The sequence below is a fragment of the Ensifer sp. ENS07 genome, assembly GCF_014852185.1.
In the GTDB taxonomy this organism is placed as follows: Bacteria; Pseudomonadota; Alphaproteobacteria; order Rhizobiales; family Rhizobiaceae; genus Ensifer; species Ensifer adhaerens.
Genome location: NZ_JACVBE010000002.1, coordinates 773,378 through 797,425 on the forward strand (window position 1 = coordinate 773,378; position 24,048 = coordinate 797,425).

The 24,048-nt window shown below is 63.5% G+C and carries 20 protein-coding genes and 1 other RNA gene; 7 read left to right on the plus strand and 14 right to left on the minus strand.

The features are described from left to right. Positions 1–4: 4 nt before the first annotated feature. From mraY to IB277_RS11000, 12 genes are all read right to left on the minus strand, one after another. Entirely contained in the window at positions 5–1,105 is a 1,101-nt protein-coding gene (gene mraY, locus IB277_RS10945) for a phospho-N-acetylmuramoyl-pentapeptide-transferase (RefSeq protein WP_034792441.1), read from the minus strand. Between the two features lie 231 nt (positions 1,106–1,336). Continuing rightward, positions 1,337–2,791, minus strand: coding sequence for a UDP-N-acetylmuramoylalanyl-D-glutamyl-2,6-diaminopimelate--D-alanyl-D-alanine ligase (locus tag IB277_RS10950; RefSeq protein ID WP_034792439.1), 1,455 nt, complete (start codon positions 2,789–2,791; stop codon positions 1,337–1,339). 1 nt (position 2,792) lies between these two features. Beyond that, entirely contained in the window at positions 2,793–4,256 is a 1,464-nt protein-coding gene (locus IB277_RS10955; RefSeq protein WP_090294468.1) for a UDP-N-acetylmuramoyl-L-alanyl-D-glutamate--2,6-diaminopimelate ligase, read from the minus strand. 66 nt (positions 4,257–4,322) lie between these two features. Further along, positions 4,323–6,071: a penicillin-binding protein 2 gene (locus IB277_RS10960; RefSeq protein ID WP_060582686.1), complete on the minus strand. Its 1,749-nt coding sequence runs from the start codon at positions 6,069–6,071 to the stop codon at positions 4,323–4,325. Then, positions 6,071–6,454: a hypothetical protein gene (locus IB277_RS10965; protein ID WP_034792423.1), complete on the minus strand. Its 384-nt coding sequence runs from the start codon at positions 6,452–6,454 to the stop codon at positions 6,071–6,073. The genes IB277_RS10960 and IB277_RS10965 overlap by 1 nt, the downstream gene beginning before the upstream one ends. Positions 6,455–6,460: 6 nt before the next feature. After that, positions 6,461–7,486, minus strand: a complete 1,026-nt coding sequence (gene rsmH, locus IB277_RS10970) for a 16S rRNA (cytosine(1402)-N(4))-methyltransferase RsmH (RefSeq protein WP_060515925.1) — start codon at positions 7,484–7,486, stop codon at positions 6,461–6,463. Between the two features lie 14 nt (positions 7,487–7,500). Next, positions 7,501–7,941 (minus strand): division/cell wall cluster transcriptional repressor MraZ, encoded by a 441-nt coding sequence (mraZ, locus tag IB277_RS10975; protein ID WP_060515924.1) that lies wholly within the window; start codon positions 7,939–7,941, stop codon positions 7,501–7,503. A 569-nt stretch (positions 7,942–8,510) separates the two neighbouring features. Further along, positions 8,511–8,910, minus strand: an RNA gene (gene rnpB, locus IB277_RS10980) — RNase P RNA component class A. A 106-nt stretch (positions 8,911–9,016) separates the two neighbouring features. Beyond that, on the minus strand, positions 9,017–10,207 hold the full coding sequence (locus IB277_RS10985; protein ID WP_090294470.1) for an FAD-binding oxidoreductase: 1,191 nt from the start codon (positions 10,205–10,207) through the stop codon (positions 9,017–9,019). 290 nt (positions 10,208–10,497) lie between these two features. Further along, complete coding sequence (locus IB277_RS10990) at positions 10,498–11,025, minus strand: lytic transglycosylase domain-containing protein (protein ID WP_034792405.1); 528 nt, start codon at positions 11,023–11,025, stop codon at positions 10,498–10,500. A 223-nt stretch (positions 11,026–11,248) separates the two neighbouring features. Further along, positions 11,249–12,013 (minus strand): N-acetylmuramoyl-L-alanine amidase, encoded by a 765-nt coding sequence (locus tag IB277_RS10995; protein ID WP_090294316.1) that lies wholly within the window; start codon positions 12,011–12,013, stop codon positions 11,249–11,251. After that, complete coding sequence (locus IB277_RS11000; protein WP_034792391.1) at positions 12,010–12,717, minus strand: DnaJ family molecular chaperone; 708 nt, start codon at positions 12,715–12,717, stop codon at positions 12,010–12,012. The genes IB277_RS10995 and IB277_RS11000 overlap by 4 nt, the downstream gene beginning before the upstream one ends. A gap of 430 nt (positions 12,718–13,147) precedes the next feature. On the opposite strand from IB277_RS11000, the gene IB277_RS11005 reads away from it, so the two are divergent. The 3 genes from IB277_RS11005 (at position 13,148) to IB277_RS11015 (ending at position 16,280) form a co-directional block, all read left to right on the plus strand. After that, complete coding sequence (locus tag IB277_RS11005; protein ID WP_060582683.1) at positions 13,148–14,365, plus strand: pyrophosphate--fructose-6-phosphate 1-phosphotransferase; 1,218 nt, start codon at positions 13,148–13,150, stop codon at positions 14,363–14,365. Between the two features lie 128 nt (positions 14,366–14,493). Further along, complete coding sequence (locus IB277_RS11010) at positions 14,494–15,129, plus strand: LysE family translocator (RefSeq protein ID WP_034792388.1); 636 nt, start codon at positions 14,494–14,496, stop codon at positions 15,127–15,129. A gap of 116 nt (positions 15,130–15,245) precedes the next feature. Next, positions 15,246–16,280, plus strand: a complete 1,035-nt coding sequence (locus IB277_RS11015; protein ID WP_034792386.1) for a lytic transglycosylase domain-containing protein — start codon at positions 15,246–15,248, stop codon at positions 16,278–16,280. 68 nt (positions 16,281–16,348) lie between these two features. Here the strand turns inward: IB277_RS11015 and IB277_RS11020 are convergent, their stop codons facing one another. Together IB277_RS11020 and IB277_RS11025 are read right to left on the minus strand one after the other, a co-directional pair. Continuing rightward, the gene (locus IB277_RS11020; protein ID WP_090294319.1) at positions 16,349–17,701 is read right to left on the minus strand and encodes a serine hydrolase; all 1,353 of its coding nucleotides are present in this window, start codon (positions 17,699–17,701) and stop codon (positions 16,349–16,351) included. A gap of 129 nt (positions 17,702–17,830) precedes the next feature. Then, positions 17,831–19,390 (minus strand): EAL domain-containing protein, encoded by a 1,560-nt coding sequence (locus IB277_RS11025; RefSeq protein WP_110818687.1) that lies wholly within the window; start codon positions 19,388–19,390, stop codon positions 17,831–17,833. Positions 19,391–19,569: 179 nt separating this feature from the next. Between IB277_RS11025 and IB277_RS11030 the strand changes: the two genes are divergently transcribed. From IB277_RS11030 to IB277_RS11045, 4 genes are all read left to right on the plus strand, one after another. Further along, on the plus strand, positions 19,570–20,820 hold the full coding sequence (locus tag IB277_RS11030; RefSeq protein WP_060515917.1) for a DUF3419 family protein: 1,251 nt from the start codon (positions 19,570–19,572) through the stop codon (positions 20,818–20,820). 36 nt (positions 20,821–20,856) lie between these two features. After that, positions 20,857–21,492: a class I SAM-dependent methyltransferase gene (locus tag IB277_RS11035; RefSeq protein ID WP_060515916.1), complete on the plus strand. Its 636-nt coding sequence runs from the start codon at positions 20,857–20,859 to the stop codon at positions 21,490–21,492. A gap of 239 nt (positions 21,493–21,731) precedes the next feature. Beyond that, positions 21,732–22,523, plus strand: coding sequence for a GH25 family lysozyme (locus IB277_RS11040; protein ID WP_034792376.1), 792 nt, complete (start codon positions 21,732–21,734; stop codon positions 22,521–22,523). Between the two features lie 141 nt (positions 22,524–22,664). Next, on the plus strand, positions 22,665–23,894 hold the full coding sequence (locus tag IB277_RS11045; protein ID WP_034793581.1) for a lytic murein transglycosylase: 1,230 nt from the start codon (positions 22,665–22,667) through the stop codon (positions 23,892–23,894). Positions 23,895–24,048: the final 154 nt, after the last annotated feature.

The window sequence follows — 24,048 nt, forward strand, 5'->3', positions numbered from 1 at the left end:
CCGCTCACCGCAGCTTGAGGGTGGAGAGGCCAACCATCGCCAGGATGACGGCGATGATCCAGAATCGGATCACGACCTGGCTCTCGGTCCAGCCCTTCTTTTCGAAGTGGTGGTGGATCGGCGCCATCAGGAAGACGCGGCGGCCGGTGCGCTTGAACCAGAAGACCTGGATGATGACCGACAGCGTCTCCATGACGAAGAGGCCGCCGATGATGATCATGACAATCTCATGCTTGACGGCAACGGCTACGGTGCCAATCAGGCCGCCAAGCGCCAGCGACCCGGTGTCGCCCATGAAGATGGCGGCCGGCGGCGCGTTGAACCAGAGGAAGCCGAGGCCGGCGCCGATGACGGCGCCGAGGATGACGGCAAGCTCGCCCGTGCCGGGCACGAAATGGATCTGCAGATAGTTGGCGAAAACGGCGTTACCCGCGAGATAGGCAATCAGGCCGAAGGCGGCAGCGGCGATCATCACAGGCACGATCGCAAGACCGTCGAGACCGTCGGTCAGATTCACGGCATTGCCGGCGCCGACGATGACGAAGCCACCGAACAGCACGAAGAAATAGCCGAGATTGACGATCAGGTCCTTGAAGAAGGGGAAAGTGACGGAGGAGCCGAAAGTGGAGCCGGACGGACCGCCCGAAAGCGAGGCCTGCATCATGAAAAACACGGCGATCGCCGCGATCACGAATTCGATGCCGAGGCGTGCCTTGCCGGAAAAACCCTTGTCCGACTGCTTCGTAACCTTGAGGTAATCATCGTAGAAGCCAATGGCGCCGAAGCCGAGCGTGACGAGCAGCGTCGAGACGACGTAGACGCTCGACAGATCGGCCCAGAGCAGCGACGAGACGACGATGCCGGCCAGGATCATCAGGCCGCCCATGGTCGGCGTGCCGGCCTTCTTGAAATGCGTCTGCGGCCCGTCGGCGCGGATCGGCTGGCCCTTGCCCTGGCGGATGCGCAGCGAGGCGATCATCGCGGGCCCGAAGAGGAAGACGATCATGGCCGACGTGAAGAGCGCCGCGCCGGTGCGGAACGTGATGTAGCGAAAAAGATTGAAAAACTGAAAGTGGTCCGCCAGTTCCACAAGCCAAATGAGCATAAGGGACCTTTCCCCAAAGGTTTCCTGCACAATGATGCAGCAGTTTAAAGTGTTACAGCGAAGCTTTCCCGCCCCGGGAGACGCGGCGCCGTAGTATTTCGAAACACGTCCAACAGAATCATCTGAAAAACGATACGCGCTTGCATGCGAAAGTGTTAGGGCGCGCCGCCTAACCTCAAACTGTATCCACCGCGCCATCATGGGCGGTTCCGCCGGCTTTTATTACGCCGGCTACCCCTCGGCTTCGGTTCCCTCGGCCCCGTATTCCTCGGCTTGCGTCTCCGGATAGCTCTCGATCAGCGCCTGCACGATCTTGGCGCAGCCGGTTCCCTTGGACGACTTGACCATGACAACGTCGCCCGGCGCGACAGCGGCCAGCGCATAGGCTTTGAGATCCTCAACGCTCTCGCGATAGATCACCGAAACTTCGGGCGGAAGCGCGTCGCGCAGGTGCGCCATCAGCGGTCCGGCGAGCCAGACATCGGTAATTCCGGCTTCGATGAGCGGACGGGCAAGGGCCGCATGCACCTCGGCCGCGTGTTCGCCCATTTCGAGCATGTCGCCGAGCACGGCGACACGACGGCCGCCGACCGGCGGCTCGCTGTCGCGCAGCAGCGAAATCGCCGCCCGCATCGAGCTCGGATTGGCGTTGTAACTCTCGTCGATCAGCTTCAGCGTACCGCCGCCGATCGAAAGCGTGTGGCGCCGGCCCCTGCCCGTTTCGGCCTGCATGGTTGCGAGCGCCGAAGCCGCATAGTCGAGATCGCCGCCAGCAAGCTTCACCGCTGCGAGAACCGCAACGGCATTCTCGGCGATGTGACGCCCGGGGGCACCGATCGCGACTTCCAACGTGCGACCGCCGATGCCGGCCCAGAGAATGGAACCCTCCGCACCGCCGCTGAATTCAACCAGCCGGAATTCGGCCTTCGGGTTGGCGCCGAAGGAATGGATGTGGCTGACGCCGGCCGCTGCCGCGGCGTCTTCAAGCAGCTTGTACTGCGGGCTGTCGTGAATGATCAGCGCGTGGCCGCCATTGACAACGCCTTCGAAGATCTCGGCCTTGGCTTCGGCGATCTGGTCGAGGCTCTCGAAATTGCCAAGATGGGCGGCAGCGATGCTGGTGACGATGGCCACATGCGGGCGCACCATGGCGGTCAGCGGCCGGATCTCGCCCGGATGGTTCATGCCGATTTCGAAGACGCCGAAATCGGTTGCCTCGGGCATGCGCGCAAGCGTCAGCGGCACACCCCAGTGATTGTTGAAGGAGGCGACCGACGCATGTACGCGGCCCTGCGGCTGAAGCACGTGGCGCAACATCTCCTTGGTGGTCGTCTTGCCGACCGAACCGGTGACGGCGATGATCTTGGCGGCACTGCGGTCGCGCGCCGCACAGCCGAGCCGGATCATCGCTTCGAGCACGTCGTCGACGACGATCATCGGCGCATTCAGCCGTCCGAGCGCCGGCAGCTTGCCTTCGCTGACGACCAGCACCGCGGCGCCATTGGCGAGCGCGATACCCGCATAGTCGTGGCCATCCACGCGATCACCCTTGATCGCGAAGAAGGCTTCGCCCTTGCCGATCGAGCGGCTGTCGATGGAGATCCCCGAGATGCCTTCAGGCAGATTGCCGACCGGCCGGCCATTCATGGCGGCCAGGAGATCGCTGCTTGTCCAGAGCCAGTTCAAATCACAAGCCTCCCAATGCCTTGCGGACCTCCGCGTGATCCGAGAAGGGCAACGTGACGGAGCCGATCGTCTGCCCCTCCTCGTGCCCCTTGCCGGCGACGATCAGCGTGTCGCCGGTCTTCAGCATGCCGACCGCCGTGCGGATCGCCGTGGCGCGGTCGCCGATTTCGATGGCGCCCCTGGCCGCCGCCATGATTTCGGCGCGGATCACATCGGGCACTTCCGAGCGCGGATTGTCGTCGGTCACGATCGTCACGTCGGCAAGCCGGGTGGCGATCTCGCCCATGATCGGGCGCTTACCCTTGTCGCGGTCGCCGCCGCAGCCGAAAACCACGACGACGCGGCCGGTCGTGAACGGCCGCACCGAGGCGAGCACGTTTTCCAGCGCATCCGGCTTGTGGGCGTAATCGACATAGGCGAGCGCGCCGTCCCTGGTCTGGCCGACCAGTTCAAGACGACCGGAGGCCCCCTGCAGCTTTTCAAGCGCGGAGAAGGCCGCCTTGGCACTGATGCCGGTGGACATGGCAAGGCCGGCCGCCACGAGCGCATTGGCCACCTGGAAGTCGCCGGCAAGCGGAATGTGGATTTCGAAGATGTCGTCGCCGACATGCACTTCGGCCGACTGCTTGTGGCGGAAGTGCTCGACCCGCTTCAGCGAAATGTAATCGCCCTTGCGGCCGACCGTGCGCACGTCGAGCTTGGCCTTGCGGGCAGCGGCGATCGCCTGGTCCGACCATTGGTCGTCGGCAAAAATCACTGCGGGCGCGCCCTTCGGCAACAGCGCCTCGAACAGCCGCATCTTGGAGGCCATGTAGTGCTCCACCGTCGGGTGGTAGTCCATGTGATCGCGGCCGAGATTGGTGAAGGCGGCAGCCGACAGGCGCACGCCGTCGAGCCGGCTCTGGTCGAGGCCGTGGCTGGAGGCCTCCATCGCCGCATGGGTGACGCCGGCATCGGCAAGTTCGGCGAGCAGCTTGTGCAGCGACACCGGATCGGGCGTCGTCAGCGAGCCGTAATCGTTACGCCCGGGTGCGACGACGCCGGTCGTGCCGATCATCGCGGCTGCAAGACCGGAATGCGCCCAGACCTGGCGGGTGAAGGAGGCGACCGAGGTCTTGCCAGCGGTGCCGGTGACGGCGACCATGGTTTCCGGCTGGCGGCCATAGAAGGCAGCGGCAGCGCGGGCGAGAAAGGCGCGAGGTTCGGAAAGCTTCAGGACCGGCGCTGCCGAAGAGTCGACGTCTGAGCCAGCTTCGGTGACGACGGCGACCGCGCCGCGCTTCAGGGCATCGGCGACATAGGCGCTGCCATTGGCCTTGCTGCCGGAAACGGCGACGAAGAGATCCCCTGGCTGAACCTGCCGGCTATCGGCCGTCAGTCCGGCAACGTCGATATCGGCGGCAGCGCCGCTCAGTTGCGCCGAAAGTTCCGGGAAGCTCGATCCCGCCAGGTCTTTGATCTTCATGAACGCACGTCTCGCATCGATTTCGATCCGCAAGAATCGCGAATCGTCCGCTTTCTCATTTCATGTCTAATAAGACACAAGCAAGGCAGAACCGTCTTCTCCAAACTTTGGTTCGACACCGAGCAGCGGCGCAGAGCGGCTGATGATGTCGCGAACCATGGGAGCCGCGTTCGAGCCTGCGGTGCGCCCGCCACCCTCGCCGGTCTTCGGCGCGTCGATGAAGGTCAGCACGATGTATTTCGGGTTGTCGATCGGGAAGGCCGCGAGGAAGGCGTTGAAGTTCTGGTCGCTGGCATAGCGGCCGTTGACCACCTTGTCGGCCGTGCCGGTCTTGCCGCCGACGTTGAAGCCCGGCACCAGTGCGCGCTTGCCGGAGCCCGCAATGCCGTTCCAGCGAAGCAGGAAGCGCATGTCGTCGCTGGTGCTCTTCTTGACCACCGGTGTGGAGACGGCGTCGGCCTGCTCCTCGGTGCGCGGCAGGAAGGTCGGTTCGATCAGCTTGCCGCCGTTGACGAGTGCAGCACCCGCGACCGCCGTCTGCAGCGGCGTCGTCGAGACGCCGTGACCGAAGGAGATGGTGACCGAGTTGATCTTCTTCCATTCGCGCGGCTGCGTCGGGGATTTCACTTCCGGCAGTTCGGTCGGCAGCTTCGAAAGCAGGCCGAGGCGCGTCAGGAATTCCTTGTGGCCGGGAATGCCGACGAGATCGGCAATCTTCGCGGTGCCGATGTTCGACGAATACTGGAAGATTTCCGGGACAGTCAGCACGCGGCGCTTGCCGTGGAAGTCCTTGATGGTGAAGCCGCCGATACGGATCGGCGCCGAGGCGTCAAAGCTGTCGTTGAGCGTCACCTTGCCGGAATCGAGGCCCATGGCGATGGTGAAGGTCTTGAAGGTGGAGCCCATTTCGAACGTGCCGTTCGACATGCGGTTCATCCAGCCCTCTTCCGCCCCTTCGGCCGGTTTGTTCGGGTCGTAGTCGGGAACGGACGCCATTGCCAGCACTTCGCCGGTATGCACGTCGAGCACGACGGCGCCGGCGGCGAGCGCCTGGTAGTTCTTCATGCCGGCGTCGATGACGTCGCGCACGATGTTCTGCACGCGCACGTCGATCGAAAGCTTCACCGGCTCGAGCTTGGCGTCGCTGGTCATGCCGATCGCGGCAAGGTCGGCCAGCCCCTGGCTGTCGATGTAGCGCTCCATGCCGGCAACGCCGCGGTTGTCGATGTTGACGTGGCCGAGGATATGCGCGGCGGTGTGGCCGCCGGGATAGAAGCGGCGTTTTTCCGGGCGGAAGCCGACGCCGGGAATGCCGAGCGCCAGGATCTCCGACTGCTGCTTCGGGGTCAGCTGCCGGCGCAGCCACTGGAAGCGCGATTTCGACTTCAGCTTGTTGTAGATTTCGCGGGCGTTGATGTCGGGCAGCACCGTCGACAGCCGCTCGACCGCTTCGTCGGCATCGACGATCTTGTGCGGCTCGGCATAGAGCGAGACGGTGCGGATGTCGGTCGCGAGGATCTCGCCGTTGCGGTCGAGAATGTCGGGGCGCGACGCCATCAGGTTGTCGGCCCGGCCGATGCTGGAAACGGTTTCGGGTGCCGCCATGCCGTATTGCACCAGGCGGCCGCCAATGACGGCATAGACGATGCCGAAGCTGGCGATCACGATGGCGACGCGGTTCTTCGCCTGGTTCGTGGTCTTCTTGCGCGTCCCCTGAAAGGTGACGTTGACGCCGCTTTCAGCCGGTCGGTTGTTGCCGCCCGCCGAGAAGTGCGCCTTGCTTTTCAACACCATGATGCGGGAGAGAAACGACATCAGCGCGCCACCGAGCCAGTTGCGATCTTATCGGTCTTTTCGATGATGGCGGCGATGCCATCCTTGGCCGACTTGTCCTCGGGCACGGGCAGATCGGCCTTCAGCATCGGCAGTTCCTGCGGCTGGGCGAGCTGTGTCGAGGGGGTCGGCACGAGTTGCAGGTCGGCTCCGAAGGCACCGACGAGGCGCTCCAGGCGGTTCGGTTGGGTCAGAAGCGCCCAGTCGGCCCGCAGCAGGTCGATCGTGTCTTCCTCGAGCTTGATCGCCACGTCGAGCTTGCGGACTTCCTCAAGCTTGTTTTCGGCGCGGTGCTTGATCGTATAGGTCACCGTGGCCGCGGCCGTCATGACGACGATCAGAACGATATCGAACGTTCGAAGCATGTCTTGTCAGCCCCCCAGCCGTGCAAGGCTTGCCAGTTCCGGCAGATTGAAAATGGACAGATCGTTTCCCGGCGACGCGGCTTGCGTGCGGATACCGGCGCGAAGCTTGGCAGAGCGGGCGCGCGGATTGAGGGACGCTTCTTCCTCGCTGGCTGCCACCATAGGCTTGCCAACTGGCGTGAAGGTTGCGGCACGCGCGGACACCATCGGCAGGTGACGCGAGCCGCTGGCCTTGCCGGAGCGGTCCTGGAAGAAGGCCTTGACGATGCGGTCTTCGAGCGAATGGAAGGTGACGACGACAAGACGGCCGCCGGGCTTCAGCGCTCGCTCGGCCGCAAACAGCGCCTCTGCCAGTTCGCCGAGCTCGTCGTTGACGAAGATGCGCAGCGCCTGGAAGACGCGGGTGGCGGGATGGATCTTGTCCTTGGCCTTGCGCGGCGTCACCACCTCGATCAGGCCGGCAAGATCGCGGGTCGTTTCGAAGGGCTGTTCGGCCCGGCGCTTCTCGATCGCACGCGCGATGCGGCCGGCCTGCTTCTCTTCACCGAGAAAGCCGAAGATGCGGATGAGATCAGAGACCTTGGCGCGATTGACGACATCGGCCGCCGAAACGCCCGAAGCCGACATGCGCATGTCGAGCGGCCCCTTCTTCTGGAAGGAGAAGCCTCGCTCGGCCTCGTCGATCTGCATGGAGGAAACGCCGATATCGAGCACGACGCCATCGAGCCCGCCTTCGGGCGCATGGGCAGCAAGATCGGAGAACTGTGCATGAACGAGCTTCAGCCGGCCGCCCCACTCGGCGACCTGCGCCTGCCCTGCGGCAATCGCCGTCGGGTCGCGATCGAGCGCGATCACGTCGGCACCGGCCTTGAGGATTGCGGAGCTGTAGCCACCGGCACCGAAGGTGCCATCGAGGATGACCTTGCCGGGCGCAGGCTCGAGAGCAGCAAGCACCTCGGGCAAGAGAACGGGAATGTGACGAACCGGTCCGCCTTCGGCTTCAGAAACACCTCCGCCTTGATCCGTCACCATTCCCTCTCTCCATTCTATTCTGGACGCAACCCCCGTGACTTGCGCCCTTCCCGGGCCGCCGCCTGCGCCTTTTGAAAGGCCTGCGGCTCCCAGAGCTGAAAATAATCGCCCCGCCCGACGAACATCACGTCGGTCGAGATGCCGGTGAAGTCGCGGATAAAATCCGTCATCATCAACCGGCCTTCCGGATCGAGCTTCACAAAGACGCCACCCCCGTGAACCAGCAGCGACATCTCGTTGGCTTCCGGAGAAAATGGATCCTCGGCCGCCATCTGCCTCTCGAACCGATCCAGGAGCTCCGGCCCGCCGACGCTGATCGCCGGAAAGACGAAATCCTGAAAACAGTATAGCTCCCGAACGCCCCCATCCGACAGCACGGAGCGAAACGCCGAGGGAACAGAGACCCGCCCCTTCGCATCGATCCGATTGGTGGCATGTGACAAGAAGCGGTTCATAACGCGAAACGGCCGCCCAAGACTGACGGGCCACGATCATCGACCCGCGAGAACACGTCACTCCGCACGCAAGACCGCCCCGCCGAACAGTGGAATGTCCGACCACCCTCCGAAGCCGGAAGGCATTGGAATCTTGCGATATTGGGCCGCGAAGCAGCCCCTGCGCAGTGCCATTATGGGATATCATGGGACCATATGGGCGTCAATGGGAATGGATCACAAACAGCCGTCGGGCTGATCAAATATTGATAGGTTGTTAAGTTTAACGAAGGGTTACGAAGAGACCCCCACCGTACGGGAATGCGACGGTCGAACGGCTTCAAATCGTTGAAAAATCAGAATGTGAGAAAAAGCGCAGACACACCGTTGTGCAGAGGCCCTTTCGTGTCATCGCAAGAGAAGAATGCGCGGCGGCAACGACAAAACCGCCTAAACCGGCACCGCTGTCGGTCGCAAAAATGGCATGCGGATCAGCCCGATTTGCAAGGCGCGATCCGCACGCGCTGAACCGTGCGGCCCGCCCACAGAGAAAGAGAGAGAGAGAGAGAGAGAGAGAGAGAGAGAGAAAAATCGCCAGTTGGCCTGTAAGCCGGGTTCTGTATGGCCCCGCCACCCGAAGGCAACGGAACGTGGCAGCCATTCATCTGGGACTACGTTTGCACGCAGCCTCTTGCAACCCACCCGGATGACTGGCCCGGAAACAGGCTGGGCGCTTGCGCGTCCGCGTCATCCCTATTCGGTCTTGCTCCCGGTGGGGTTTGCCGTGCCGTCCATGTCGCCATGTCCGCGGTGGGCTCTTACCCCACCCTTTCACCCTTACTCCGCAAGCGGAGCGGTTTGCTTTCTGTGGCACTTTCCCTGAGGTCACCCTCGCCGGACGTTATCCGGCACCGTGCTTCCGTGGAGCCCGGACTTTCCTCCCCCCGCGGCCTTTCGGCACTTGCGGAGAGCGGCTGCCCGGCCAACTGGCAGGCGCTCCTTAACGCAAGCCCCCGCCCGGCGCCAGAAAAAACGGCAGTGTTTTTCAAGCTGCCAACAGGGCAGATCGGCCGAGACCGGGTGGATGCCGCCGCACCTAGCGAAAGGCGACCGCGAAGTCGGCGTCGTATTCGGGCTCATCGATCCGGCCATTTTGCACAAGGACAGCGCCGAGCCTGCCGATCTCGTCGGAGCTTTTTGCCGCCTGGCCGTTGCCGCCGGTGACGACGGCGATGCGGTCGCCCTCGGCAAAGCCGATATAGGGCAGCCCGTCGCGGGTAAACGAGGTGACACAGGGTGAAAAGCGGGTGGAGACCGGCCGGAAATCAGGCATCACCTCGGCCAGCAGCCGACGCAGATGCTCGGCCGCCGCGGCACCGCCCGGTCCGCGGAACCAGTGCCGTATCGCCGGCTCGTCACCCAGGATCCTGTCGGTCGGATCGCCGCCGATCTTGATATAGGTCCTGCCGTCGGCATAGCCGACCGGCGGCAGCAGGTAGTAGCTCTTCTCCTGCTCGGGTGCTGCACCGATCAGCGAGGGCATGCCCTCGAAGTCAGGCAGCTCGCTCGCCGCCACCTCCGCGAACAGCACCGTGCGAGCCTTGACCGTCAAGTCGATCGGCCGCGGCAGCAGTTTGTCGGACAGGGAAAATCCGCCGGCCGCAACGATGACCCGGCCCGCTTCCAGGCGCATGCCCGAGACCGTCGTGACGACAACGCGATCGTCCGCCTCGGAGACGGCGCCGACCTCGTCGCGCACGATCCGTGCGCCGGCCTTCTCGGCACAGATGACCTGCGCCGCAACGAGCGCGCGTGGATTGATGTAGCCGGCGCCAAGGCGCTCATAAACGCCGGCCGTGCCCTCGGGAAAACGGAACCAGGGAAAGCGCCGCGACAGCGCCTCGCTGTCATAGAGCGGCGCTTCGACGCCGAGCGCATCCCGCGCCTTTTCCACCTGCTCGATATAGTCGTAGCTCGAGCCCGGCGCTGGCCCCGCCATCAAGCAGCCGACCTCGTGATAAAACCGGATGCCGCTTTCGCGTTCGATCTCGTCGTAGCGCTCGATCGAGCGACGGGCGAGACGCGCCCAGACGGGGTCGTCGTCGATCGTGCGGGTGATGCGGGCATTGTCGTAGTGGCTGGAAAAGACGCCGGAATGACTGGCCCAATCGGTCGGCTCGTCAGGACCGACGAGCGCGACGCCAGCACCCGAGAGCGCCAGGTGCCGGGCAGCCGCAGCGCCCATCATGCCCTTGCCGACGACAATGAAATCAAAGCTTTCCGACATGCTCATCCCCGCTCCGCTGACACGGAAGGAGGTAGCATATCGGTGCTGATAGGGCACCACCACTCAAGGATTTAATTGGTGCGCCGGAACGCGAGACCTGTCCGGCTGGAGCATCCGCCATTGCCGCGTGGCCGGCGGACGATGCTCTCTCGTCGCGTGGGCAAATGGATCACCCACGCCTGTCAGGGACTAGAGCATTCCGCCCTCAGGTGGAAACACCGAGGCGGCCAGATGCTCTAGAATAGGGATGCCAAGGCGCCCCTCGTGCGTTCGCTGGAACCCACGGCGTTCTAGTCGATGATGTCCTGGACCTTGCCGCAATAGCGCTTGGAAACCGGGTTCATGCGCTTGGCGCCATGGCCGGCATTGTACTTGAGGATCGTGCCGCAGGTGGTGCCGCCCGAAAGTTCATGCGCCATGGCGAGATACTTCATGCCGAACTTGATGTTGGTTTCCGGGTCGTAGAGACCCTTGGAGGAGCCCGAATAGCCCATCATGCGCGCCGTGGCGGGCTTGATCTGCATCAGGCCGATCTCGCCGGCGCTGCCGCGTGCCTTCGGATTGAAGTTGCTTTCGACCTTGACGACCGCATGCGCCAGATCGACGGGAACGCCGTACTGCTTCGCATAGCTCTTGATCAGGGCCGTATACTGAACGTTCTGCGGAAGGTCCGGTTTCGGGAAGCCTGTGGTCCGGGTGACGGTCGGGATGGAAGAGGTCTTGATGGTCTTGTCGACATTCCCCGCATACGACGTACCCATCCCGGCGAAGAACATGCCAAGGCATGCCGCCACCGCAGCAACAGACGATATTCTCATGTAGTTTGAATTCTCCGGTCTGGGGATTGGACCGAAGCGCACCCCGCTTCGAGCCTCACGTCCCGATCGTTTCATTCACAGGACGTGAGCGTTGCGCCCCGAAGTTCCTGCAGTTTCAATGAGCGGGAAATGAACGGCGCATCATGGTAAACATGTGGCAAAGCTAAAAAAACATGCCACGAACATCCGGAAAACAGGCTTCGGGACGAAAAATTCTTCCGCGTCAGGCGACAAATTGCGGCAGCCCGGAAAGCAGGCGATGGAGCGTATCGAGGGTTGAGATGTCGGCGATGCCGTCTACCCTCTGTTGCCGGAAATGCCTTTGGAACGCGGCGACGGCGCCCTCGGTTTTTTCGCAGAAATCACCAGTCACTTCAATGCCGTAGCCATAGAGCGACAGCATCGACTGGATGGCCTCTACCGGCTGACCGCGGTCGCCGCGCTGAAAGAAGCGCCCGCCGCCGATCGGAGCCGGCTCAACCCAGTGCCCGACCCCTTCACGGTGAAGAACATGCCAGGGAAATTTTTCTCCCGGATCAACCTTGCGAATGGGGGCGATATCGCTGTGCGCCAGCACCCTTTCCGGGGCGATCGACCACCGCTGGCCACAGTCCCGACACAATTCGACGACCGCATCGATCTGCTTCTTCGGGAAATCCGGCAACCCGCCGGGGTGGCCCGGGTTGGCGATCTCGATACCGATCGAACAGGAGTTGATGTCGGTCTCGCCCTTCCAGTAGCTCTTGCCCGCGTGCCAGGCACGCAGCGTCTCAGGCACGAGCTGGTCGACGCGTCCGTCCTCATGAATGAAATAATGGCTGGAAACCTGGCTCTCTTCGCGACAAAGCCATTCGAGCGCCGAAGCGCCCGTTGCCATGCCGGTGTAGTGCAGCACGATCATATCCGGTGCCCGCCTGTCGGCGCGGTCGCCAAAATTGGGCGACGGCATGAAGCGAGCCCCCGGATAGTCGCAGTATTTGGAAGTCATGCAGCTCGGCGTTCTTTCTCGATCGCCTCATAGGCGGCGTTCAGCGCCGCCATGCGATCATTGGCGATCGCGTGGAATTCTTGCGGTACGCCGCGCGCCACCAGCATATCCGGGTGGTTCTCGGAAACCAGCACACGGTAGCGCTTGCGGATGTCGGCGAAATCATCCTTACGCGAAACGCCGAGCACCTGATAGGGGTCGCGACCGTCTCCGTGCACATGGCGGGCCATGATGAGCTCGAAATGCGCCTCGTCCATGCCGAAGATCTCGGCGACCCGCACCAGGAACGCCAGTTCGCGCTCATGAACTGCACCGTCGGACTTGGCGATATGGAACAGGCCGTCAACGATATCCTCGAGGATCGGGCAGTTTTCTTCGCAGGACGAACACAGCGACGCCATCTTCTCCGCATAGGCCTCGTAGCCGGCGACGTCCTGGCGCGCCAGATTATAGAGACGCGCGACGTTCTGCGCCTGGTCGGGCGGGAACTGGAAGATGTCGCGGAAGGCGGCGACCTCGGCCTCGCTGACGATGCCGTCGGCCTTGGCCATCTTGGCCGAAAGCGCGATCATCGCGACGGAGAAGGCAACCTTGCGCCGTGTCTCCGGGTCGCCCTCAAACAGGGTACGCACGGCCTCGACCACACCGGCAAGCGCATTGCCGGTGGCGGTAACGATTTTGAGGAGGCTGTCCCAGAATGACATGCGAGAATCCCTGTCTCTCCAGCGTATAGCATGGACTTGTGTGGTGGCAAATTGCAAGCGGTGGGACGGTCCGAACCACGAGGATGACGAATTTGTGATGGCACCTCACTATTGTCAATCCATCGATTGGAACTTGCGACAGCTGGTAGACGGAAAGCTGTTCCCTTGGGAACAACCTAGCGATCCGAAGCGGCGAATTTATGCCGAAAAACACGCCAAATGCACCGGCCGCGAAGGCCGCTCCGCCCGATTGCGCTCCTCCGGCTGCGACAATCGGCTCGACACCGAGCCCGCCCCGCGTTTCCGACGGCGCCCAGCAGCCGTTCTCGCGCAGCCTCGACACAACATCCACAGGCCCGTCATTTAAATTCCATCTGATTTGCGCTATGGAGGCCGCACCCATCGCATGCCAAAGTCCCGAGGAGGAAACATGGCCAAGAAAAAAGTCGCAATGCTGACGGCCGGCGGGCTCGCGCCCTGTCTGTCATCGGCCGTTGGAGGACTGATCGAGCGCTATACGGACGTAGCACCCGAATATGAGCTGGTCGCATATCGCTCGGGCTACCAGGGCGTACTCCTTGGAGACCAGATCGAAATTACGCGCGACATGCGCGAAAAGGCCCATATCCTGCATCGCCATGGCGGCTCGCCGATCGGCAACAGCCGCGTCAAGCTCACCAACGCCGCCGACTGCGTCAAGCGCGGCCTGGTCAAGGAAGGCGAAAACCCGCTGCGTGTCGCAGCCGAGCGCCTTGCCAAGGACGGCATTTCGATCCTGCACACCATCGGCGGCGACGACACCAACACGACCGCTGCCGACCTTGCCGCCTATCTCGGCGCCAACGGCTACGACCTGACCGTGGTCGGCCTGCCGAAAACCGTCGACAACGACGTCGTTCCGATCCGCCAGACGCTCGGCGCCTGGACGGCCGCCGAATACGGCGCCCGCTTCTTCGACAATGTCAGCAACGAACAGAGTGCCGCCCCGCGCACGCTCGTCGTCCATGAAGTCATGGGCCGCCATAGCGGCTGGCTGACGGCAGCCACCGCCCGCTCCTACATCCAGATGACCGACGACAAGGAATTCGTCGACGGCTTCATGATGAACCGCCAGATGAAGAACATCGACGGCCTCTATCTGCCGGAGATGAAGTTCGACCTGCAGGGCGAAGCCGATCGCCTGCGCAAGGTTATGGACCGCACCGGCTTCGTGACGCTGTTCGTCAGTGAAGGCGCCTGCCTCGACGCCATTGTCGCCGAGCGGGAAGCAGCCGGCGAGACCATCAAGCGCGATGCCTTCGGCCACGTGAAGATCGACACGATCAATGTCGGCAACTGGTTCTCCAAGCAGTTTGCAGCCCTTCTCGGCGCCGAACGCTCGATGGTGCAGAAATCTGGCTACTACGCCCGCTCGGCCCCGGCCAACGGCGACGACCTGCGCCTGATCCAGGGCATGGTCGACCTTGCCGTCGAAAGCGCCCTCAACAAGGTCTCGGGCGTCACCGGTCACGACGAAGACCAGGGCGGCAAGCTGCGCACCATCGAATTCCCGCGCATCAAGGGCGGCAAGCAGTTCGATACCTCCACCAAGTGGTTCGGCGAGGTGATGGATGTCATCGGCCAGAAGTGGAAGGCCCAGAAGCACTGACCGACACTTGCCGGCGGGTGGATATGCCACCCGCCGACAACGCTTGATTAGACGTTGACGGCTCCGCGTTTCCGTGGCTGGCTCGGCGAATTGATTGCCGAACACCACCTTCAGCGCGGAGCTTTTTCATGTCGTTCGAACACTGGTTTGCCTTTGCCGCGGCCTCGGCCGTGCTGCTCGCCATCCCCGGCCCCACCATTCTCCTCGTCATTTCCTACGCGCTCGGCCATGGCCGCAAGACGGCGGGCGCGACGGTCGCCGGTGTGGCGCTCGGCGATTTCACCGCCATGACCGCCTCCATGCTCGGCCTCGGCGCCCTGCTTGCCACCTCTGCCGCCATCTTCACCGTCTTGAAATGGGTGGGCGCTGCCTATCTTATCTGGCTCGGCATCAAGCTCTGGCGCGCGCCGGTGGCCGCCGGCGGCGACGCCGACCTCGAAACCACGTCGACGGAACGCCCGCTTCGCATCTTCTTTCATACCTATGCGGTGACTGCGCTGAACCCGAAGAGCATCGTCTTCTTCGTCGCCTTCCTGCCGCAGTTCCTCGATCTCAGCCAGCCGCTCTTTACCCAGATGGCGATTTTCGAGCTGACGTTCCTCACGCTCGCGATCCTCAATGCCAGCCTCTATGCAGCCCTTGCGACCGCCGCCCGCAGCACGATTTCCAAGCCGAATGTGCGGCGGATCGTCAACCGCGCCGGCGGCTCCATGCTGATCGGCGCCGGGCTTTTGACGGCCACGATGAAGCGGGCCACGGCCTGAAATTCGACCCCACGCTTGCCGCCGCCAGCCTCATAGGTTAATGGAGATTCACGCTTGGCGGCTGGCAACCGCTGATTTGCAGGGGCTACGGGGCCCAGAAGCACGAAAGTGACAGAATGGCGAATTACCGTATTTCCCTTTCCAAACAGACGTTTGGCGTGGCAGCTTTGTTGTCGGCGACCATCGTCTCGGGATGCTCAACGGTAGAGCACACGTCGCTGGCAGACCTCACGGCCGTGCAGACGGTTACGCCCCTCGCAAAGCCCGGCACCGAAATGACCGCCTATGCACTGCCGACGCCCGACGGCGCCGCTACCGCAACGAGCGCGGCCTTGACGGCTCAGACCGCTGGCGTCGCCGCCACCTATCCGGTCGCGACCGATCTGGCACAGGGTGCGGAAGCAGCACCCGCACTGGTCGCGGTCCCCGCGGCCAAGCCGGGCGACACCATGGCGCTTGCCATGGTTGCCCCGACGACGCAGACCGGCGCCAGCGCGGCGATTGCCGCTGCGGAAGCCCCCTCGCCCGCCGACTCCACTCAGGTGGCATCCGCCGCCCTCTCGCCGGCGGCAACCAAGACCGCTCGCGTCCAGGACCTGCCGGTCTCGACGCTCGCAGTTGCAGCCGCGATGGAATCGGACTTCGACACCGGCGAACCGGTCGGCCTCGAAACGCTGGTCGCCAACCGCATGATCGTTCCGACCGAGCGCCCGAAGACCGGCGTCATCGGCTCGACGGTGGCCGCAGTCGCCAACGTCATCCCGGATTCGATGAAGTTCACCAAGACGCCGACGAGCTCGCGTCCCGAACTCGACAAGATGATCAAGTACTATGCCGATCTCAACGGCATTCCGGTGGAACTGGTGCACCGCGTCGTCAAGCGCGAGAGCAACTACAATCCGCGCGCCTACAGCAAGGGCAATTACGGCCTGATGCAGATCCGCTACAACACCGCCAAGGGTCTCGGCTATGACGGTCCGGCGGAAGGTCTGTTCGACGCGGAAACCAACCTCAAATACGCGACCAAGTATCTGCATGGCGCCTGGATGGTGGCCGACAACCAGCATGACAGCGCAGTCAAGCTCTATGCCAGCGGCTATTACTATCACGCCAAGCGCAAGGGCCTGCTCGAAGAGCTCGGCATGAAGTAAGCCGGCCACCCCGGCTGGCCCGAAGCGAAGCTGCTTCTCGATGGTTCAGGAATCCCCTTACGAGGCGCTCAATCGAGCGCCTCTATTACTTTGGCGTTGAGCTTCTGCACGTCATAGCCGAGCCGCGAAGGCGTAAGCCCCAGCCGCACGACCGCCAGCTTCAACGAAGGCACCAGCATGATCACCTGGCCGTCATGCCCGAGCATCCAGAAGGCATCCGCCGGGAAACTGCCCGTTCCCGCCCGCACGCCGTTTTCCTCCAGCCATACCTGGCCCTGGCCGTATTTGCCGCCCGATGCCTTGGTCGGCGTGCGCATGAAGGCGACATAGTCCTTCGGTAGCATCGCCCTCCCCTTCCAGACACCATCCTGCAGCAGGAGCTGCGCGAACCGCGCCCAGTCCTGCGTCGTCGCATACATGTAGGAGGAACCGACGAAGGTGCCGCTCTCGTCCGTCTCCAGGACGGCGCTCGTCATGCCGAGCGGCGCAAACAAAGCGTCATAGGGAAAGGCAAGCGCTGCCGCCGGATCGTCGAAGGTGCGCATCCAGATCCGCGACAACAGCGTGCTGGTGCCGCTGGAATAGCTGAAGTTCGTGCCGGGCTTTGCACCCAACGTCCGCGTCGCGGCAAAACCCGCCATGTCCCTTTCCAGATAGAGCATGCGCGTCACGTCGGTGACGGCGCCATAATTCTCGTTGAAGGCAAGTCCGCTCTGCATCCCCATCAGGTCGGCAAGCGTGATGCCCGCCCGCTCGTCCCCGGCCCATTCCGGCAGCAGGTCGCCCTGCGACACGTCCATGCGCCCTTCTGCAATCCTGAGGCCAATCAGCGCCGCCGTCACCGACTTGGTCATCGACCAGCCGAGCAACGGCGTCGAACGGTCGAAACCCTGGCCATAGGTTTCCGCCACCAGTTGGCCGTCGTGGATCACGGCGATCGCCCGCATGCCCGGCCCGGCGAGGTCAGCGTCTTCGACGAGCTTCTGCAAGGTCGGCTCGATCACAGCCCCCTCGCCTTCGGGCCAGGCCACACCCGGTACGGGCGCTGAAGCGGCGGTTTTCGTTTCGATCGGTGCCAGAGCCGCGGCATCGCCGTCCGGCAGGCTGGCGCAGCCGGCACCCGGACGATAGGCCGCATAACCGGGGGCGGCAAAACCAAGGATGCGTGCCGTCACCACCTGTTTCTCTTTGTCGACATCGACGCGCACCAGCTTGAGCAACGGATGGCCGGGGGCCTGCACGTCGTCGGCGAGCACAGCCTGGGCATCGCGCCCGGCGATGAAGACGTTGGAACAGACGATTTTTGCCGCATAGCCGTCGCCGACCTTCAGCAGTTGCGGCGGCGCCAGCGCAAGCCAACCGAACAGACCGACGACGATCAGCGCCAGCACGGCACCCGAAATCTTCAACAAACGTCCCATGCGATCCTCCGGCCTGATGCGCAAAGAGAACCAGCATTTTGCTGCAAGGGAAAGCCCCGGCCGCCTCAACTTTTCATATTGGAAAAACGCACAAGCAGTCGAAAAAAGTGCAGCGCTTCGAGCTCTCGCTCACGCGCCCGCAGAGAGGCGCGCCTCTCCCGCTTCGCCGTCGCCGACGAGCACCGACACGTCGGCCATAACAGGCGAAACCCAGGGACCGCGGATCTCGGCAGCGCCACAGGCCCGCGCGCAATCCGCCTCGCTCTCCTTCTCGACACCGCTGACGGCGATCGAAAGCCGCAGCACCTGTCCGGTCTTGATCAGGCAGGCGAGCAACGCCACGCTGCGTTCGCTGCCATGTGCGGCCCGCACGGCGGCGAGATCGACGGTCACCTGGTCGGGCTGCACGTCGGAGATCTGGTTCAGGGGCAGCGACGAGGCGGAGCCGCCGCCAAGCGCGACGCGAACGCCGAGCGCGCGCAGCCCCCGCAAGTTTTCGGTGACGATGACGAGATCGTCCGTCGAGACGCCCTCGGCGACCTCGATCGTCAGGCGTTCCGGCGAAAGGCCAGCATCCGAAAGGCACCGCTCCACCTGCGTGACGAAATCGCGGTCGCGCAGTTGCGAGACGAAGGGCGCAATCGTCAGCCCTTTCGGGAAAGACCAGCCGGCCGCCTGCCTGCAGGCGGACTGAAGCGCCCAGGCGGCAAGCGCCAGCGTAGTCGCGCTCTGCTCCGGCGGCTCGAACGTTTCCGCGCCGATGACGCCGAGATGCGGATGCCGCCAGCGCAGCAGCGCCTGGAACCCACCGATGGAGCCGCTTTCGATGCCGAGGATCGGCAGGAATGCGAGGAAGAACTCCTCTGCCTCGAAACCGCGCGTAAGATCGCGCTCGGCTTCCGCCCGCTGCCGCACGGCATGGCTCAGGGTTTCCGAGTGGAAGGCATGACTGTTGCCGCTGATCGCCTTGGCTTCGTAAAGCGCCAGGTCCGCCCTTTTCAACACGTCGGATGTCGATTTGTCCGACCGCTCGATGAAGGCGATGCCGATGCTGCAGCCTGAAGCGATGCGCGTTTCCCCGAGATCGAACGGCGCTTCGAACAGCTTTTCCACCCGCGTTGCGAGCATTTCCGCATCGGCCTGAGACGGCGCGCACGCGGCCGCAAGCACGAACTCGTCACCGCCGAGGCGGTAGACCGTCGCCTCGCCGGCAAAGGCACGCCTGAGCCGGGCGCCGAACAGAGCCAGCAACCGGTCGCCGGCGTCATGTCCCAGCGTGTCGTTGATCACCTTGAAGCGATCGAGATCGAGAAGAAGCAAGGCGTTGCGCGCAAACGCGGCACCTTCTGCGCTGAGTGCCTGGCTGATATCGGCCTCGAGCGCAGCGCGGTTTGCAAGCCCAGTCAGCTTGTCGCGATGGACTTCGTTGCGCAGGCGACGCTCGGCGCGCCGCGCGGCACGCAGCTCCAGCTCGAGCCGGCGCGAGTAGCGCCAGCGATAGAAGGAGCCGCCGAGGATGAAAGGCATGGCGCCGGCCGCCATAACGGCAGGGACGTCCCAATGCGGCGCCATCTGGTCGGGAAGACCGGTTCCGCTGGCAAGCCACGCCACAGAAACCAGAGCCCCCAATGCCGCGCCGGCAGCCGCAAATCGCTGCTCGGGCTTCGGCAGAAACGTACCTAACATCATGTCGACGCCCCCCCGTATGTAAGGCGGTGCTAGCACGTCAGGGTTTAATGAATTCTTATGGGTGAAAAATTGTAGATTTGCATTCCGGAGACCGCCCCGGCCCTGTGAGAAAGCCCGTCATCAAAGTGTAGCCGAGTCACTTTAGAAGCGCCTAAGTTTCAACTGGATGACCGTCTGAGATGAATGAAATCGCTTCCGACGTTGGCTTTGGCAGAAAAAATCCGAAGCTGAAAAACGCCCTGCTCCAGCACAAGACCCTCTCCCTCGCAGGCTTCTCGGAACGTCTGTTCGGCCTGCTCTTTTCGGGCCTCGTCTATCCGCAGATCTGGGAAGATCCGATCGTCGACATGGAGGCGATGCAACTGACCCCGGAAAGCCGGATCGTCACCATCGGCTCCGGCGGCTGCAACATGCTGACCTATCTGTCGGCCGGCCCACGGAAAATAGACGTCGTCGACCTCAACCCGCACCATATCGCGCTCAACCGCCTGAAGCTCGCAGCCTTCCGCCATCTGCCGAGCCACAAGGATGTCACGCGCTTCCTGGCGATCCAGGGCACGACGACCAACGTCCAGGCTTTCGATCTTTTCCTCGCGCCGAAGCTTGATACAGCGACGCGCAGCTACTGGACCGGCCGCGACATGACCGGTCGCCGGCGTATCGGCGTCTTTGGCCGCAATATCTACCGCACCGGTCTGCTCGGCCGCTTCATTGCAGCCAGCCACCTGCTTGCCCGCCTGCACGGGGTCAATCCGGAGGACTTCGTCCAGGCGCGCTCCATGCGTGAACAGCGACAGTTCTTCGACGAGCGCCTGGCACCGCTCTTCGATCGTCCCGTCATCCGCTGGATCACCGGGCGCAAGAGCTCGCTCTTCGGCCTCGGCATTCCGCCGCAGCAGTTCGACGAGCTCGCAAGCCTGAGTGCCGAAAAGTCGCTCGCCGCCGTTCTGCGCCATCGCCTGGAGAAGCTCACCTGTCACTTCCCGCTGCGCGAAAACTACTTCGCCTGGCAGGCCTTCGGCCGCCGCTACCCGCTGCCGCATGAAGGCGACCTGCCGCCCTATCTCGACGCCGGCGCCTATGAGGCGATCCGCAACAATGCCGAGCGCGTCGAGGTGCATCACGCAAGCTTCACCGAGCTTCTCGCCGGCAAATCCGCCGGCTCGGTCGACCGCTATATCCTGCTCGACGCGCAGGACTGGATGACCGACCAGCAGCTGAACGACCTCTGGACCGAGATCACCCGCACGGCGGATGAGGGCGCAGTGGTGATCTTCCGCACCGCGGCGGAAGACAGCATCCTGCCCGGCCGTGTCTCCCCGGCCCTGCTCGACCAGTGGCACTACGATGCCGAAACCTCGCTACGGCTCGGCGCCGAAGACCGCTCCGCCATCTATGGCGGCTTCCACATCTACCGCAGGAAGGGCTGAGACGTGCAACAGGCCGGGATCTCCCACGCGCGGCGCATGGACCATATGTACCGCTATCAGCGGCACTTCTACGATCTCACGCGGAAGTACTACCTCTTCGGCCGCGACACGCTGATCCGCGACATGAACCCGGCCTCCGGTGCCTCGGTGCTTGAGGTCGGCTGCGGCACCGGCCGCAATCTGGCGCTGATCGGCCGCTGTTTCCCGTCGGCCCGCCTGTTCGGGCTCGACATATCCCAGGAAATGCTGACCTCGGCCGGCGCGAAGCTCAACCGTGGCGGCAACAGGCGCGCCACGCTGCATGTCGCCGACGCAACGGACTTCGACCCGGCGATCTTCGGCGAAAGGGGTTTCGATCACATCGTCATCTCCTACTCGCTGTCGATGATCCCCGACTGGCAGAAGGCGATCGACGCGGCGATCGCAGCGCTTAATCCGGGCGGTTCGCTGCACATTGCCGATTTCGGCCAGCAGGAACGCCTGCCGACGAGCTTCCGCCGGGCGCTGCACGGCTGGCTCAATCGCTTCCACGTGACGCCGCGCGAGCGGCTGTTCGACGTGTTACGCGAAAAAGCCCGCGAAAATGGCGCCGATCTCGAGCGGCGCACGATCGGCCGCGGCTATGCCTGGCTCGCCGTCTATCACCGCCCTTCCGTGGCGATCGCCGCCTGAGCGGCAGGCGGTTTACACAAAGGTTTTGCATCCCGCCTGAGGGCAGCCATTCCGGCAAGCGCCGAAACCGCCTGGTTTTCGGCGCTTTTGCGCTTTTCTGCCGTCCGCAATTCCCGCTTGAGCTAACTCAATTTTTACGATGATATGGTGAAAATGGGGTTCACGCCTCACTGGGGAAATCACCGACAGGAAGCCATCGTGTGAGGCAGGATCATCGATCGTCTCTAGACAGGAAAATCATGCGCCGGCTTCTCCTGGCTCTCTTGCCGCTTGCCACCCTTCTTTCCGGCTGCTCGTCGACCGACTATGACCTGATGCAGACGGCATCGATCCCGCCGCGCTTCCACGATACGGACCCGCAGAACTTCGGCGACCGGACCCCACAGCACCACAATATCCACGGCATCGACGTTTCGAAATGGAATGGCGATATCGACTGGATGAAGGTGAAGAACTCGGGCGTCTCCTTCGCCTTCATCAAGGCGACGGAAGGCAAGGACCGGGTCGATACCCGCTTTCCCGAATACTGGCAGAAGGCACGGGCCGCCGGCATCCCTTATGCGCCCTATCACTTCTACTATTTCTGCTCGACCGCCGACGACCAGGCCGATTGGTTCATCGCCAACGTGCCGAAGAGCGCCGTCTACCTGCCGCCGGTTCTCGACGTCGAGTGGAACGGCGAATCGAAGACCTGCCGCCATCGCCCGACGCCGGACGAAGTGCGCGTCGAGATGAAGCGCTTCATGGACCGGCTCGAAGCCCATTACGGCAAGCGCCCGATCATCTACACCTCGGTCGACTTCCACCGCGACAATCTCGTCGACCAGTTCAAGGAACATCACTTCTGGGTGCGCTCGGTCGCCAAGCATCCGGGTGAGGTCTATGTCGAGCGCCGCTGGGCGTTCTGGCAATATACCAGCACCGGGGTCATCCCCGGCATCGACGGCGCCACCGATATCAATGTCTTCGCCGGCTCGGCGAAAAACTGGAAGAACTGGGTCGCCGCGGTCTCGCAGCCGAAGCAGAACTGACATTCCTGCCGGCAAGTGCGGCAGGAAGACCCATTTTCTTCTTTCGGTCATAATGCTCTGAGAGAGCAACGGCAGATTTCTCAGCGATTTGATTGCCCGTGGTGGTGCAAGGCGCCCCACGGCAAAGAAAGGAATTTCATGATGACCCGCACAGCCCGGCGCGCGCTTGCCTCCGTCGCTCTTCTGGCGCTGACCGCCTCGGCCGCCGCCGCCCAGACCGCAGCCTCGACAGGCGCGAAGACGGCATCCCCGGCCGTTGCCTGCGGTGGCGATCTCGCAACCTTCCTTCAGGGCGTGAAGGCCGAAGCGGTCGCCAAGGGCGTTCCGGCCGATGTCGCTGACCGGGCGCTCGCCGGTGCCGCCATCAATGAAAAGGTGCTCAGCCGCGACCGCACCCAGGGCGTCTTCAAGCAGACCTTCACCGAATTCTCCAAACGCACCGTCAGCAAGTCGCGCCTCGATATCGGCCAGCAGAAGATGAAGGAATATGCTGACGTCTTTGCTCGCGCAGAGAAAGAATTCGGCGTGCCGGCCCCGGTCATCACCGCCTTCTGGGCGATGGAGACCGACTTCGGCGCCGTCCAGGGCGACTTCAACACCCGCGACGCGCTGGTGACGCTGTCCCACGACTGCCGCCGTCCAGAGATGTTCCGCCCGCAGCTGATCGCGGCGATCGAGATGGTCCAGCATGGCGACCTCGACCCGGCGACGACGACAGGCGCCTGGGCCGGCGAGATCGGCCAGGTGCAGATGCTGCCGGAAGACATCATCGCCTATGGCGTCGATGGCGACGGCGACGGCCACGTGAACCTGAAGAAGAGCTCGCCCGACGCGATCCTGACCGCCGCCAAGTTCATCCAGAGCCTCGGCTACAAGGCTGGCCAGCCGGTAATCCAGGAAGTCAGCGTTCCCGAGCAACTCCCCTGGGAAAAAACCGGCCTGCAGCCGGGCATGAAGGCCAGCGACTGGTTCGCGCTCGGCGTCAAGCCGCGCAACGGCGACACCGCCTTCGGCAACCTTGAAGCCTCGCTGGTGCTGCCACAGGGCCGCAAGGGCGTGGCCTTCCTCACCTACCCCAACTTCAACGTTTATCTCGAGTGGAACCAGTCGTTCATCTACACGACGTCTGCCGCCTATTTCGCGACCCGTCTCGGCGGCGCGCCGACCTATGAAGGCGGCAATCCGGAACCGGGCCTCGACGACACCGGCATGAAGGCACTGCAGAGCAAGCTGCAGACGCTCGGCCACGATGTCGGCAAGATCGACGGCATCCTCGGCTCCGGCACCCGCGCGGCACTCCAGAAGGAGCAGCTCCGCCTCGGCCGTCCGGCCGACGGCTGGGCGACGCTCGAACTCCTGAACGCGCTTTAAGCCCGAACCGCCGTTTCAAAACCATGACCCCCGGAGATCGGATCGATCTCCGGGGTTTTTTCATGCCACAACGGCCGACCGGATCCCGGTTGATGAGAGCCCACCGGCTCGCCCCCACGCATGCCGCCCTCATCATCGCCGCAAGAACCGGGTG

Bases quoted from the DNA above. Each gene is read 5' to 3' on its own strand.
- mraY (WP_034792441.1), bottom strand. From the start codon at position 1,105: ATGCTCATTTGGCTTGTGGAACTGGCGGACCACTTTCAGTTTTTCAAT.
- IB277_RS10955 (WP_090294468.1), bottom strand. From the start codon at position 4,256: ATGAAGATCAAAGACCTGGCGGGATCGAGCTTCCCGGAACTTTCGGCG.
- IB277_RS10960 (WP_060582686.1), bottom strand. From the start codon at position 6,071: ATGTCGTTTCTCTCCCGCATCATGGTGTTGAAAAGCAAGGCGCACTTC.
- IB277_RS10965 (WP_034792423.1), bottom strand. From the start codon at position 6,454: ATGCTTCGAACGTTCGATATCGTTCTGATCGTCGTCATGACGGCCGCG.
- rsmH (WP_060515925.1), bottom strand. From the start codon at position 7,486: ATGGTGACGGATCAAGGCGGAGGTGTTTCTGAAGCCGAAGGCGGACCG.
- mraZ (WP_060515924.1), bottom strand. From the start codon at position 7,941: ATGAACCGCTTCTTGTCACATGCCACCAATCGGATCGATGCGAAGGGG.
- IB277_RS10985 (WP_090294470.1), bottom strand. From the start codon at position 10,207: ATGTCGGAAAGCTTTGATTTCATTGTCGTCGGCAAGGGCATGATGGGC.
- IB277_RS10990 (WP_034792405.1), bottom strand. From the start codon at position 11,025: ATGAGAATATCGTCTGTTGCTGCGGTGGCGGCATGCCTTGGCATGTTC.
- IB277_RS10995 (WP_090294316.1), bottom strand. From the start codon at position 12,013: ATGACTTCCAAATACTGCGACTATCCGGGGGCTCGCTTCATGCCGTCG.
- IB277_RS11000 (WP_034792391.1), bottom strand. From the start codon at position 12,717: ATGTCATTCTGGGACAGCCTCCTCAAAATCGTTACCGCCACCGGCAAT.
- IB277_RS11005 (WP_060582683.1), top strand. From the start codon at position 13,148: ATGGCCAAGAAAAAAGTCGCAATGCTGACGGCCGGCGGGCTCGCGCCC.
- IB277_RS11010 (WP_034792388.1), top strand. From the start codon at position 14,494: ATGTCGTTCGAACACTGGTTTGCCTTTGCCGCGGCCTCGGCCGTGCTG.
- IB277_RS11015 (WP_034792386.1), top strand. From the start codon at position 15,246: ATGGCGAATTACCGTATTTCCCTTTCCAAACAGACGTTTGGCGTGGCA.
- IB277_RS11020 (WP_090294319.1), bottom strand. From the start codon at position 17,701: ATGGGACGTTTGTTGAAGATTTCGGGTGCCGTGCTGGCGCTGATCGTC.
- IB277_RS11025 (WP_110818687.1), bottom strand. From the start codon at position 19,390: ATGATGTTAGGTACGTTTCTGCCGAAGCCCGAGCAGCGATTTGCGGCT.
- IB277_RS11030 (WP_060515917.1), top strand. From the start codon at position 19,570: ATGAATGAAATCGCTTCCGACGTTGGCTTTGGCAGAAAAAATCCGAAG.
- IB277_RS11035 (WP_060515916.1), top strand. From the start codon at position 20,857: ATGGACCATATGTACCGCTATCAGCGGCACTTCTACGATCTCACGCGG.
- IB277_RS11040 (WP_034792376.1), top strand. From the start codon at position 21,732: ATGCGCCGGCTTCTCCTGGCTCTCTTGCCGCTTGCCACCCTTCTTTCC.
- IB277_RS11045 (WP_034793581.1), top strand. From the start codon at position 22,665: ATGACCCGCACAGCCCGGCGCGCGCTTGCCTCCGTCGCTCTTCTGGCG.